The sequence below is a fragment of the Staphylococcus microti genome, assembly GCF_000934465.1.
In the GTDB taxonomy this organism is placed as follows: Bacteria; Bacillota; Bacilli; order Staphylococcales; family Staphylococcaceae; genus Staphylococcus; species Staphylococcus microti.
Genome location: NZ_JXWY01000054.1, coordinates 1 through 12,293, shown reverse-complemented (window position 1 = coordinate 12,293; position 12,293 = coordinate 1). Strand labels below are relative to the sequence as shown.

General features: G+C 35.2%; 15 protein-coding genes. 4 read left to right on the top strand and 11 right to left on the bottom strand.

What is annotated here, in order from left to right:
* Positions 1-145: 145 nt before the first annotated feature.
* The 4 genes from TP70_RS08190 to hchA all read right to left on the bottom strand — a co-directional run bounded on the left by TP70_RS08190 (position 146) and on the right by hchA (position 2,609).
* Entirely contained in the window at positions 146-631 is a 486-nt protein-coding gene (locus tag TP70_RS08190) for an Asp23/Gls24 family envelope stress response protein (protein WP_044360902.1), read from the bottom strand.
* A 71-nt stretch (positions 632-702) separates the two neighbouring features.
* A complete protein-coding gene (locus TP70_RS08185) occupies positions 703-948 on the bottom strand; it encodes a DUF2273 domain-containing protein (RefSeq protein WP_044360901.1) in 246 nt (81 codons plus the stop codon).
* A 12-nt stretch (positions 949-960) separates the two neighbouring features.
* Positions 961-1,503 carry an alkaline shock response membrane anchor protein AmaP gene (gene amaP, locus TP70_RS08180; protein WP_044360899.1) on the bottom strand — a complete coding sequence of 181 codons (543 nt, stop codon included), beginning with the start codon at positions 1,501-1,503 and terminating at the stop codon, positions 961-963.
* 236 nt (positions 1,504-1,739) lie between these two features.
* Positions 1,740-2,609 (bottom strand): glyoxalase III HchA, encoded by an 870-nt coding sequence (hchA, locus tag TP70_RS08175; RefSeq protein WP_044360898.1) that lies wholly within the window; start codon positions 2,607-2,609, stop codon positions 1,740-1,742.
* A 209-nt stretch (positions 2,610-2,818) separates the two neighbouring features.
* Here hchA and TP70_RS08170 point away from each other — a divergent pair, with 209 nt between their 5' ends.
* From TP70_RS08170 to TP70_RS08155, 4 genes are all read left to right on the top strand, one after another.
* On the top strand, positions 2,819-3,268 hold the full coding sequence (locus tag TP70_RS08170; protein ID WP_044360896.1) for a DM13 domain-containing protein: 450 nt from the start codon (positions 2,819-2,821) through the stop codon (positions 3,266-3,268).
* Between the two features lie 257 nt (positions 3,269-3,525).
* Complete coding sequence (locus TP70_RS08165; RefSeq protein ID WP_044360894.1) at positions 3,526-3,987, top strand: DoxX family membrane protein; 462 nt, start codon at positions 3,526-3,528, stop codon at positions 3,985-3,987.
* Entirely contained in the window at positions 3,962-4,645 is a 684-nt protein-coding gene (locus TP70_RS08160; RefSeq protein ID WP_044360893.1) for a response regulator transcription factor, read from the top strand. The genes TP70_RS08165 and TP70_RS08160 overlap by 26 nt, the downstream gene beginning before the upstream one ends.
* Positions 4,646-5,674: a sensor histidine kinase gene (locus tag TP70_RS08155; protein WP_044360891.1), complete on the top strand. Its 1,029-nt coding sequence runs from the start codon at positions 4,646-4,648 to the stop codon at positions 5,672-5,674.
* Positions 5,675-5,730: 56 nt separating this feature from the next.
* Here the strand turns inward: TP70_RS08155 and TP70_RS08150 are convergent, their stop codons facing one another.
* The 7 genes from TP70_RS08150 to TP70_RS08120 form a co-directional block, all read right to left on the bottom strand.
* Positions 5,731-6,042 carry a thioredoxin family protein gene (locus TP70_RS08150; RefSeq protein WP_044360890.1) on the bottom strand — a complete coding sequence of 104 codons (312 nt, stop codon included), beginning with the start codon at positions 6,040-6,042 and terminating at the stop codon, positions 5,731-5,733.
* 89 nt (positions 6,043-6,131) lie between these two features.
* Positions 6,132-6,716 carry a DEAD/DEAH box helicase gene (locus TP70_RS08145; protein WP_142382307.1) on the bottom strand — a complete coding sequence of 195 codons (585 nt, stop codon included), beginning with the start codon at positions 6,714-6,716 and terminating at the stop codon, positions 6,132-6,134.
* Between the two features lie 8 nt (positions 6,717-6,724).
* Positions 6,725-8,971 carry a TOTE conflict system archaeo-eukaryotic primase domain-containing protein gene (locus TP70_RS08140; protein ID WP_044360885.1) on the bottom strand — a complete coding sequence of 749 codons (2,247 nt, stop codon included), beginning with the start codon at positions 8,969-8,971 and terminating at the stop codon, positions 6,725-6,727.
* Positions 8,972-9,164: 193 nt separating this feature from the next.
* Positions 9,165-9,893, bottom strand: coding sequence for an amino acid ABC transporter ATP-binding protein (locus TP70_RS08135; protein WP_044360883.1), 729 nt, complete (start codon positions 9,891-9,893; stop codon positions 9,165-9,167).
* Positions 9,890-10,609: an amino acid ABC transporter permease gene (locus TP70_RS08130; RefSeq protein ID WP_044360882.1), complete on the bottom strand. Its 720-nt coding sequence runs from the start codon at positions 10,607-10,609 to the stop codon at positions 9,890-9,892. The genes TP70_RS08135 and TP70_RS08130 overlap by 4 nt, the downstream gene beginning before the upstream one ends.
* The gene (locus TP70_RS08125; protein ID WP_044360881.1) at positions 10,590-11,372 is read right to left on the bottom strand and encodes an amino acid ABC transporter substrate-binding protein; all 783 of its coding nucleotides are present in this window, start codon (positions 11,370-11,372) and stop codon (positions 10,590-10,592) included. Before TP70_RS08125 ends, TP70_RS08130 begins: the two co-directional genes overlap by 20 nt.
* A 357-nt stretch (positions 11,373-11,729) precedes the next feature.
* A partial coding sequence (locus tag TP70_RS08120; RefSeq protein ID WP_044360880.1) for an RNA-guided endonuclease TnpB family protein occupies positions 11,730-12,293 on the bottom strand: 564 nt, incomplete at its 5' end.

Genomic DNA, 12,293 nt, shown 5'->3' with positions numbered 1-12,293 from the left:
TGAGTACAGGCTCACATTGCCTTAACTCCTCCTATGACACCATCATAGTGGGAGTTAATTATTTAGTTAATGGTCTTTTTTTTAAGTGTCCTTGACATGGGGTCCACTTTAAAGTACTCAGTTCTTCGTCATTTCAGCAAATGGCTTATTGTAAACCTTTTTGGTCGTTATTGCTGTTTTTTTCGTTTTTTTGTTGCCATTCTTTACGAGTCATTACATCGTCAACTTGCATGTTCACTTCAACAACCTCTAAACCAGTCATGTGTTTCACTTGTTCTTTAATAAGTTCAGTTACTTTACGGAAGATTTTTGGTGCTGATTCACCGTATTCTAAAACAACTTTTAAGTCGATTGCTGCTTGTTTTTCGCCAACTTCAGCTGATACACCTTGTGTTACGTTGTTACCGCTTGTGAATGAACCGCTAATGCTGTCAACGAAGCCGCCTTTCATATCTAAAATACCTTTTACTTCGCGAGCTGCGATACCAGCGATTTTTTCAACAACTTCATCAGAGAATGTTAAGCTGTTAGAGAATTGTGGTTGGTTTTCTTGACGTTGCTGTTGTTCTTTTTCGTTTACACCTGTTTTGTTATTGTATGCTTCTTTTGCTTTGTTGTTATCTACTGTCATAATTAAAAACTCCTTTTATTTTAAAATATTGTTAAATACACTGTTCTTAAAATCTGCTGCTTCTTGTAATATTAGCTTAATCGATTCAGTAAATTTAAGAAATCTTGTGTTCGGTCTTTAATATACCCAACACCGACACCGATTAAACATAAAACGACAATTAAAATTGTTTTCCAAAAGCCAAGTGTTAAAAACAAGATCGCGATGATAAGGAAGAAGAAGAACCCGATGATACGCCACTTGTAATTACTCAACATGGCAATGACTTGTTCACTCGTTACTTGTTCACCTTGACCATTTTGGTTTTGATTAGCCATAGGACCCCTCCTTTACACAACACGTGGATCGCCGCTTTGACGCTGGTCACGAACATTGATTTCTAATTTTCGTACAGGCATTTCTGAAAAACGTTCAACATTTTCTTTAATATCTGCTCTTACTTGTTCAGTCAACGTTTGGATATTCACTGCTGTTGTTGGTACGAGAAAGTCTGCTTTAATATCAACAAAATTATTATTCTTTTTGTTGTAAAGTTTCGCTACCACATTCGGTTGGCGAATATCATCGTACTTTTTAAGAGTGTCCAACGCTGTATTCTCAAGTGATTTACGTGAAATATAAATATGTCCATCTTGATAGTCTTTGTATAGCCCCGGTTTACGGTGCATTGGTTTAAATGCACTGAAGAATAAAATAAAACCTAGTAAAATTAAAAACGCAGATAAGCCGATCAATAACGGTTCAAACCAGTTATATTGATAGAAATAATTTTGGTATTGTGTGATTGGTCGGTAATCAATGTACATAAATAACAGAAAACCTACAACGACAACCATTAACAATCCCAAAAAGAAATTTTTAAGTCGTCTCACCGTACGCACACCTCCTATTTGGTTGTTCTTTTGTCTCACATTCCATATACCCACATTACACGAATAAAAAACTTAATTTTTAAAAATAGTAATATTGGTTAAAATGGTAAGCTCCTATCATTTACCCACCTATTAACATACTAAACATATCTATGCAAAAATTGTATAGAAACACAAATTAAAGTAATAAAAAACAGGCAATGCTGTAAACATCACCTGCTTTTAGTTTAACTATCTTATTGATTAATATATGCCAACATTTCATTTACTGCTAATTTTCCAAGTGCATTCGATGCTAAAGGACTGTCACCCGTCAATACGTTTCTATCCTTTAACACTTGACCAGACATCGTATCATTTACAACTTTCAAGCCATCTTCTGTTAAACGTTCTGCTAATAACCATGGCAAACGCCCCGGTAAATAACCAATATCAATATTCGCTCCTTCATCCAATGCATCCGGGAATACACAAATCTCATAACCAGCAAGTGGTGAGTGCTCGCGATTTAATGATGCTGCTAGTAACGCTGCGGGTCCATGACATAACGTAACAATAAAACGCTCATTTCCCAACGCCCAATCCAATGTTTTTTGAACATCTTCACTGTCCGGTAAACCGATAAGTGCGGCATGGCCACCCGGAATAAAAACCGATAAATAATCAGAATCCGCGCCTAATTCGTTTGCTACAACATCGGATAATTTTTTAGGTGATTGAAGCTGTGCTTTTAACTTTTCATAAGTACCCATAACCGCTTCATCTTCAGTCGGCATGGCCCAATATTCTAATTTCGCAGGATTCCCCGATAGCGTTGCCACTTCAATGTCAAAGCCCGCTTCTATCATATGATGTAAAGGCAATAACGTCTCTACAGGATGATTCCCCGTTGAAAACATCTTATCGTTTTGCAACATCAAATATCTTTCATCAGCCGCAATAACTAAAACTTTCCATTTTCCTTCTGTATATGCGTCTTTATGTTCAACACCATCAAAATCCGTTTTAGGTGCAGTATATTGTGAAAGTGAGTACTCAGATGGAAAATATGCATTATTCTCCGCTCTATCTCGTACAGGTTGCTTACTTAATTGATTGTCTGTCATTTCAATTACTTCCTTTATCTTTTGGTTGTCCCTTATCATATGCCTAATTTAAAATAATGTAAAATTTTTTGCTTTATTTCAATTTTTATTGCTTTTAAGAATTAGTTAAGAATTGTTAACCCATAGTTAATGTGAATTAAGATTTATGACCTGTAGTATTAAGAGTGTCAAAACAATCACAAAAAACAAAACGAAAGTGGGAAATTAACATGAAAATCAAAACTTTATTATTATCTACAACAGTTGCAGGTTCATTACTTTTAGGTGCATGCGGTAACATGAACGACGAATCAGAAATGAAGAAAGATGACAAAATGATGGAAAGCAAGATGGATGATAAGAGTAAAATGGACGACAAGAGCATGATGATGAAAGAAGGCATGTTCAAAGGCGAAAACAAACAAATGGTTGAAGGTAAAGCAACGATTAAAGATGGCAAATTAATGCTTACTGACTTTAAATCAGACAAAGGACCAGACTTACACGTGTACTTAACTAAAGGTGGCGATGTTGAAAAAGGTATGAAACTCGACAAAGTCAAATACGATGAAAAAGAACAAACTTTTGACTTAAAAGGTGCAAAAGTTGAAGACTACGATACAGTTACAATCTACTGTGACAAAGCACACGTTGTATTCGGTAACGCAATGTTGAAATAAGGGGCTGAGACATAGCGAGGACTTTCCTTAAATAAGAGAGTAAATAGCTGTAAATGGCAGTAGGTGTCTGAAGTGAAAATGCGTTTTAATAAACTTTTTTCACTTCTAGTCACCCTTGCCGGGGCGGGACGACGAAAGCTTTTAACAAAAATGAGCTTTCTGTCCCGCTCCCAAAGTATGAACGCATTCAGTGAGATAGAATTCTGCTACTAAAGAGTTCTATCTCGTTTTTTATCACTAGCAAAGGAGAGAAAAATATGAATATGCTATGGAAAATTATTATTTTACTGATTAGAATGGGCGCTGGTATCGTCATGATTATGCAAGGTTTTGAAAAATTGACAGGTGGTTTTGCAATTAATGGGTTAATTCCAGCTGTTCAAAATAGTTCCGACGTGCCTAACTGGTACAAAACATTTTTTAGTACTTTCGTAAATAGTCAAACTGATCTTTTCCAATGGCTCATTCCACTTGGAGAAATTGCGATAGGTCTTGGTTTAATTTTAGGTATTTTATCATATACTGCTAGCTTCTTCGGTGCATTCGTCATGTTGAATTATATTTTAGCAGATATGATTTTTACGTATCCATTACAGCTCTTTTTCTTTATAATATTATTAATGAACAAAAATACTTTGGCGTCACTTAATACATTACAGTTCTTTAAAAGAAAAAAGCTAGGGAATGATGCAAATGGAACACATACTCATAGTGGATGATGAACCCGATATTCGTGACATCTGCAAAACATACTTTGAATTTGAAGGTTATCAAGTTTCAACAGCTGCAAACGGACAAGAAGCATTGGATTTGTTAGATCCAACAATTGACCTCATTATTTTAGATATTATGATGCCTGAGAAAGACGGCTATGCAGTTGTTAAAGAAATGCACGCTCGAAACTTAGATATTCCGTATATTTATCTCACTGCCAAAACAACAGAATCTGACGCCATTTACGGATTAATGTTAGGCGCAGACGACTACGTTAAAAAACCATTTAGTCCACGCGAACTTGTTATACGTGCGAAAAATATTTTAAAACGTGTCAACCACAGTCCAGAAGTACAGGATACCGTATCGTTCGGTACACTTACCTTGGACAACTTAACAAAAACGGTCACAATTCATGACGAAACGGTTAGCTTGAGAGTGAAAGAATTTGAGTTATTGTGGTATTTCGCGACACATGAAAACGTCGCCCTATCAAAAACCGATCTACTCGAACAAGTATGGGGCTACGATTACTACGAAGATATGAACACACTGAACGTACATGTACATCGTCTGCGTGAAAAACTCGAGCAACACAACTATGAAGACTATGCAATTACAACTGTTTGGGGACTCGGCTACAAGTTCCAGAGGAGGCATTAGATGACAATACGTAAACAACTTTTAATATCTTTTGTCACTTCCATCACCATTACAACACTCTTTTTATTTATTTTATATAAGATGATGTGGTTTGATGGGCAACAGACATTGACGCTCACACTTTTCTCGCTTATTTCAAGCATGATGACGATGATGATTGCGATGACGTTTTCAGTGCCAACGATTCATAAAATTGAACGTTTGAATCGCGAAACACAAAAAGTATCCGAGGGTGACTTTGACATTGATCAACTGGATATTGCATCACCATTAGAAGTAAAAGAACTTAATGACTCATTTAAAATCATGGTCGCCCGCGTAGAACAACAAATGGCACAGATTAAAGATGAAGAAGCCGAAAAAATGTACATGGTACAAAACTTGGCACATGACTTAAAAACACCTCTCGCAAGCATTAAGTCATACTCTGAGGCGTTAAGAGATGGCATTATTGATAGTGAGGAATCACATCAACACGCATACAAAGTGCTCATTAATCAAGCGGACAGACTGAGTCATATGTTCGACGACTTAACAACAATGGTCAGCGCTACAACACATGCACAAGACAAAGTACCGCTTCAAGTTGATCAACTATTAATTGCCATACTTGACGCATACCAACAACAACTCGAACAAGAACAGCGTACACTCAACGTTGAGGTCGATGAAGAGATTCCACGTTTTGTACAAGATAAAGTCGCTATCGAGCGAATCGTTTCGAACTTCTTAGACAATGCTTTGAAATTTTCGCAAGCAGGCACACCGATTACTGTGCGCATAACACAAGAAAGCACAAAAGAATTGGCGATTTCGGTCAGTGATCAAGGCACTGGCATTGAATCCAAATATTTAAAACGCGTCTTTGAACGTACATTCCGTGTCGATGCCTCTCGCAATCATGAGCGTGGAGGCTCCGGACTGGGGCTTTACATTGCACAGACACTTGCCCATCAAATTGGTGGCCATATTACAATTGACAGCGAATATGGTAAGGGTACAACCGTCACATTACATTTCCCAATTTAATATAACAAAACAGTCGTCTTATGGAACGCATCTCCATTGAACGACTGTTTTGCTTTCTAGGCTATTTTCAATTGATCAAGACGATATGCTAACGTTTCAAAATCAATAATTCGTGCTTGGCGATGAAACTCTCTGCCATGGTCAAATAAAATGACGACCGGTGCTGTAAACAATGATAACTGCCCAGCTGCTTCAGGCATATCATTGACATATATCTTCGCACTCGGTACATCGCCATCTTCTAACAATTGCGTGACTCTTGGTAAATCTGCATGACAAACGCTGCAGCCCTCAGACATCACATACAGCACAAACTTGTCTTGTGCCATCCTTGTTGTCAATGTTTCATAGTCCGTAATACGCTCCATGTTCATCACTCCTTACCTTTATTTTTCAGTAACGCATTAACGTTAATAGTTATTAAACCATGCATAGTATCGTTCAGCAATTTAAATGCTTATACTTCTTTAGCGTATTTTAATAATCTACCTGCAATTTCTTCACTATAGAGCCTTAAAGAAATTTGACTTACATGATCCTCTTTTGTAGCTAGAGGAATCGTCCACACCAATTTTTTATCAATAATGATAATATTTTGATTGACTTGTTGGTTAATTATGATTTGAAATCCACATGCTTCTATCTCATGTAACCTATTTTTCATAATATTTGCTGCTTTTTTGGAAATACAAATATATTTCTTCGCTTTTGATTTTAATGAGATATTAATCAGTTGGTCCATCTCGGTGTGTGATAAATATGGCATCATCATTACAAACTCATCAGCATTCATTAAATCTTTATTGAGTAATGAATAATGATTTCCTTCCACAATAGTACTTTTATATAAATCAGATTGCTCTTTTTCTTCCAAAGAATAACCTAATTTTTTATACGTTCTTAAACGCTTTAAATACATTTTATAAAACATCGGAATCGCATAGTCTACGTAATCATATACACGTAATTCTTCTTTATCATTTAAGTTTCGCAATAATCTACCTAGATATTGTTGTATACTACCTCTTGCTTTAATTGGCATGACGAGCATTAATGTATCAGCGCTGGTAAATCAAATCCTTCTCCTGCATAGCTACCTGTCGTAAAAAGAACAAAAGGCTTCCCTTCATTTTTTAATAACGCCATTTCAGATTTTAGATCTCTCGTTTTCATATGACTGTTTAAAATGTATGTCTGTGTGTCCCCAACCTGAGCATCAAACGCTTTCTTTAACTTCTCAATATGCTCAACATATCTTGATAGCACTATGACATGACGATTTTCATTAATTGCCTGGTTTATATCATTGATAATCAATTGATTTCTATCCGCAGAATTTACAATCATTTCATTGTTATCATGAATCAAATTTTCCTGAATATTGCTTATATGTTCTCCTAAAGAGGTAAACCTTAAGTATAATTTCTGAGTTATATGCTTGGGCACTTCTTTTTGAACAACATGGCGAATTGATCCCATTCTAAGATAAATTATATTTTCTAGACCATCTTCACGTTTAGGTGTAGCTGTTAAGCCATAGACATATTTACTTCTTATTTTGGACATTACATCTTCAAACGTCTTTGCAGCAACATGATGTGCTTCATCAACAATAACTAAGCCGTAATCATCAAGCATCTCATCCATGTTTTTTATAGAAGACATACTTTGAAATAAAGCAATATCTATATTTTTACTGCGTGAAATCTTACCACCATAAATTAATCCAATTTTATCCTTTTTCTTAACCCTACCTTTTGGTGTATACTCTATAAATGGTTCATCATTAAGTTCAATAAAGCTTTCCAATTGTACTTTCCATTGATGGGCTAAGTTTTTACTATTTACTAATATAAGCGTACTTAATTTTTTATCAGCAATTAATTTACTCGCTACGATTGTCTTTCCAAAACCCGTTCCAGCGCATAATAATCCGTCTTCATGCATTGATAATGCCTCAAGAGCAGTCTCTTGGTTACAATATAATTTGCCAAGAAACTTAGCATCTATTTTATGCCCCTCAACACGTTTATCATTAATTTTAGCATTTGGATATAACAATTTAACTTGTTGTAGTAAACCTCTAGGCAGTTTAATAAATGTATCATCTATATTGCAAAGGGTAATAATTCTCGGTATATTTTTAGTCGTTCTTCTTTGATTTCGTGCTTTAAAATATTCAGCATTTTGAAAACTGGCCAAATATTTTAACTGCACAACTTCTTCTTTAGATAATTCACTAAGTTTTATACATATTTCAGAATTCACTTCCATTTCTATAGGCTTCTCTGATGCATAATGCTGTTCTTCAAATAATGAATTCTCTTTATCTACATGATAATCCGCTTTATAATAGTCGACTTGGAGATTTTGACTATGTTGCTTTATTAATTCATCAACAATTTGTTCTGATATTTTAGTTGTGCTTTCTAACGTTCCCCAAATATCGTCTATTATTGTTAAATCATCATCTACAAACCTACTAAATCCTTTAATAACTCTATTACCTTGTAATGGCAATGCAATTAAATTACCGAAACCACCTTCTTCAATAACATCTTGGCTAGGAAACATCCGGTCAAAAGAATCAAAACTAAGCTCTGGATACTCTTTCATTGCCAACATTAATATAATATGTCCTAAATGACGCGCTTTTTTTGCTAAAATTTTATCTTCAAAAAATAACCATACGTGTGCACCTTTTCCTGATTGTGATATTTCTATTAAGTAGTCCATTCCTAACTGTTCGACAATTTTTGCTACAACTATTGTCTCTTTTTGCCAATTCTTTTTATCAAAATCAAACGCTAATAAATACGTCTTATCATTTTCAATAATTGGGTAGAGACCATACATTACCTCTTTCCTATAATGATTGTAGCCACGTAAATGATGATATATCACTTCATCTGTCATTTTTTGAAAACTGTGTACCTTACACATTGAACATTGAAACTGTGCTTTATTCACTTTTGGGCATGGCAACTTCTTTCTTATATGACACCACGGATAATATACCATTTTTCCTTCATTTGTTTTAAAACTTGTAGCCACTATATCATTGTTACCACGAAAATATGAACGATAGAGATTCACTTTGTCTTTTACTGTTTTCTTTTTACCAACTTTGCGTTCAACTTCGATATGCTTTCTTAAATTTTCCAAATCATACACATATTCTTCATTCGCTTTAGTTATTACAGCAAACTGACGACCACTTTCATAATCACTTATTATATTTTTAATAACAATGCTGCCCCCATCTTTTAAGTGATAGTTTTCTCCGATCTTAATCAATTCAATCGCCACCCATATTTTGATTATGTAGTAATAATAGTGTTACATAAAATGAATTTTAGGTCGATAAATAAAATTGTCGGAAGGTATGGTAATTCTTTTAAATTCCTCCTAAAAAATAGTAATACCACATTAGGACAACAAAAAAATAGCTATACCAAGCGAATACACCACTTGATATAACTATTTGTCCCTATACTTCTATGACATTTAAAAACTTTTTCAATGGCTCTGTTTTTGGCGCTGTAAACAATGTTTCAGGTTGTCCTTCTTCGCCAATTAAACCATCGTGAATAAAAATAATTCTGTCTGACACTTCACGTGCAAAACGCATCTCATGTGTCACAATGACCATCGTCATTCCCTCGTTCGCAAGATCTTTAATAACAGCTAAAACATCATTCACTAATTCAGGGTCTAATGCGGACGTTGGTTCATCAAAAAGCATGACTTTCGGATTCATTGCCAACGCACGTGCAATCGCAACACGTTGTTGTTGACCCCCAGATAATGCGTGTGGTCTTTGGTCTTTCACACTTTCTAATCCAACTTTCTTCAACAACTGTAACGCTTCATCATAGGCTTGTTGCTTTTTCACTTTTTTAACAGTGACTAAACCTTCCATGACATTTTCAATAGCTGTTTTATGTGGAAATAAATTATAGCTTTGAAACACCATACCTGACTGTTTTCTCACTTTAATTTGCGATTTTTTATCATCGGCTGTGTACGTTTCACCGTTCACATACACAGCACCCTCTGTCGGTATCTCTAAAGCATTTATCATTCTCAACAAAGTCGTTTTACCCGAACCAGATCGACCGATTAAAGTAATCACTTCACCTTGTGCTACTGAAAGATTAACCCCTTTAATCACTTCTTTATCATTAAAAGACTTTTTAATATTTTGAAGTTCAATCATGAGCGATACCCTCTTTCAATATATGATTCATAGTATGATTGAGCCACTGATATGATGAAACATGTAATCCAGTACAACAATGCAACTAATAAATAAATCGTTAAAAATTCATAGCTTGTTGAAGCGACTTCTTGCGCTTTTCTAAACATTTCAGCGACTAAGATAAAGCCAAGCAATGACGTATCTTTAATTAAGCTTAAGAATGTATTTCCTAAAGCTGGCACAGACACTCTAATCGCTTGTGGCAGAATGATACGTTGAATCGTTTGTTTGTAACTCATACCAATTGAATATGCCGCTTCAGTCTGTCCTTTAGGGATCGACATAATGCCCCCTCTTAAAATTTCAGAAGCATAGGCCCCCACATTTAGTGACAGCCCAATAATCGCAGCGACAACCGGCGATAACGTAAGTTGATTGTCTGCATTGCCTGTTGCTAATCTACCTATCTCAGGAATACCGTAAAAGATAATGAATAACTGTACAATCATCGGTGTCCCACGAATGATTGAAACGTAAAAACGTGCAATTCCTCTTAATACTTTGCTACTGGAAATACGCATCAAAGCAGTAAGTAAAGCTAAAATTAAACCAATAACAAAAGTAACCAATGTTATTGGTATTGAATATTTAATTAAACCTTCGAGCATAGGTAAAAATGCTTGTTTCGCAGCATTTAATGCATGAAGCTGTTCATCATTTAGGTTCTGAAACATTTTCTCCAAACCATTTCTTACTAATTTTTTCTAACTCGCCATTATCTTTTAATTTTTTCAAGCCTTTGTTGAAATCTTCAACGACTTTGTCATCTGTTTTTTTACTGAAAGCAAATGCTGATTGACTTTGTTCTGCATCGCCTTCAATCGCTTTAATCTTAGCGTTAGGTTTTTGTTTTTTATAGTCTAAATACGAAATGTTGTCATTAAATGTCCCTTCAACACGGTTAGATTGTAATAAATCCATCGCTTGGTTGAAACCATCTACTTTAGTAATAACTGCACCTTTAGACTGTGCCAATTTACCATAGTTTGACGTTAAGGTTTGCGCAAGTTTTTTACCTTTTACATCGTCAAATGACTTAATTTCATTATTGTCTTCACTTACAACTAATACACCATTAGAATAAGTGTACGGATCAGAAAACTTGTACTTCGCTTTTCTTTCATCGTTGATACCTACTTGGTTTGCAACGACATCAAAACGACCAGCATCTAAACCAGCAAACATTGAATCCCATTGTGTTTCTTTGAACTCAACGTCATAACCCATTTCTTTTGCAACTGCTTTTGTTACTTCAACATCGTAACCTGTTAACTTGTCATTTTTATCGTGGAAAGTGAAAGGTGCATATGTTCCTTCTGTCCCAACCACAATCGTTTTATCATCTTTCTTACTGCTACTGTCTTTAGAGTCACTGCCATTACCACATGCAGCAAGTACAATCGCAAAGGCAACCATTAAAAATATAATTCTTTTCATTACCATGTACCTCTATTCTTAGTTTTTTAATCGGAATAAATATTAGTTTAGACTGAAACGTTGCTACTGTCAATGACAAAAACTTTTTAAGCTAAAAATAACCTATTCATTAGTAAACATGCTTGAGCAACATATATTACTTTGTGAGTTCGTAACTATCTGCAATAAGTGCCTTTAACGTTTCTACAGAGTCTATCTCTTGTGAACTACTCACCACTTAGCTAAACATTGAGTTTTTAACGCTTGAAGCGGGAGCTTCTTGGGAATAGAGCGTACTTGATAGTTTATTTCTTCACTAACAGCGGTGTCTCTTATTTACCAAGCTATTCCCGTAGTTCCTACGGTTCTTGATGTTACTTAAGCGAATGCCATTATTCTTAGACCTTCGTTCAATATATTTCTACTAGCGTTGATATCTCGATCATGATGTGTACGACAAATAGGACAAGTCCATTCTCGGATTTCAAGAGATTTCTTGCCATCTTTGTGCCCACATTTTGAACAGATTTGACTAGATGGAAACCATTTATCTATCTTAATGATTTTCCGTCCGTACCAATCAGCCTTATATTGTAATTGCGTCACAAAACGAGACCAAGAGACATCAGAAATACTTTTTGCCAATTTATGATTACGTAACATACCTTTTGTGTTTAAGTCTTCAATACAGATGATATCGTGATTTTTGATAATTTCTGTACTTAACTTATTCAAGAAATCAGTATGTTGGTTCATTGATTTTTCATGTAATCGCGCTACTTTTCGTTTTTGTTTTTGATAGTTCTTTGCTTCAAAGAGGTTGACACCCCTCTTTTTAGCTAACAAAGCACGCTTTGACAACTTACGTTGCTCACGTCTGAGTTTCTTTTCCATTTTAGCCGTGAATTTATGATTATCAATTTTTTGACCATCAGAAAGGAT

Bases quoted from the DNA above. Each gene is read 5' to 3' on its own strand.
- TP70_RS08190 (WP_044360902.1), bottom strand. From the start codon at position 631: ATGACAGTAGATAACAACAAAGCAAAAGAAGCATACAATAACAAAACA.
- TP70_RS08185 (WP_044360901.1), bottom strand. From the start codon at position 948: ATGGCTAATCAAAACCAAAATGGTCAAGGTGAACAAGTAACGAGTGAA.
- hchA (WP_044360898.1), bottom strand. From the start codon at position 2,609: ATGACAGACAATCAATTAAGTAAGCAACCTGTACGAGATAGAGCGGAG.
- TP70_RS08170 (WP_044360896.1), top strand. From the start codon at position 2,819: ATGAAAATCAAAACTTTATTATTATCTACAACAGTTGCAGGTTCATTA.
- TP70_RS08165 (WP_044360894.1), top strand. From the start codon at position 3,526: ATGAATATGCTATGGAAAATTATTATTTTACTGATTAGAATGGGCGCT.
- TP70_RS08160 (WP_044360893.1), top strand. From the start codon at position 3,962: ATGGAACACATACTCATAGTGGATGATGAACCCGATATTCGTGACATC.
- TP70_RS08155 (WP_044360891.1), top strand. From the start codon at position 4,646: ATGACAATACGTAAACAACTTTTAATATCTTTTGTCACTTCCATCACC.
- TP70_RS08150 (WP_044360890.1), bottom strand. From the start codon at position 6,042: ATGGAGCGTATTACGGACTATGAAACATTGACAACAAGGATGGCACAA.
- TP70_RS08145 (WP_142382307.1), bottom strand. From the start codon at position 6,716: ATGCCAATTAAAGCAAGAGGTAGTATACAACAATATCTAGGTAGATTA.
- TP70_RS08135 (WP_044360883.1), bottom strand. From the start codon at position 9,893: ATGATTGAACTTCAAAATATTAAAAAGTCTTTTAATGATAAAGAAGTG.
- TP70_RS08130 (WP_044360882.1), bottom strand. From the start codon at position 10,609: ATGTTTCAGAACCTAAATGATGAACAGCTTCATGCATTAAATGCTGCG.
- TP70_RS08125 (WP_044360881.1), bottom strand. From the start codon at position 11,372: ATGAAAAGAATTATATTTTTAATGGTTGCCTTTGCGATTGTACTTGCT.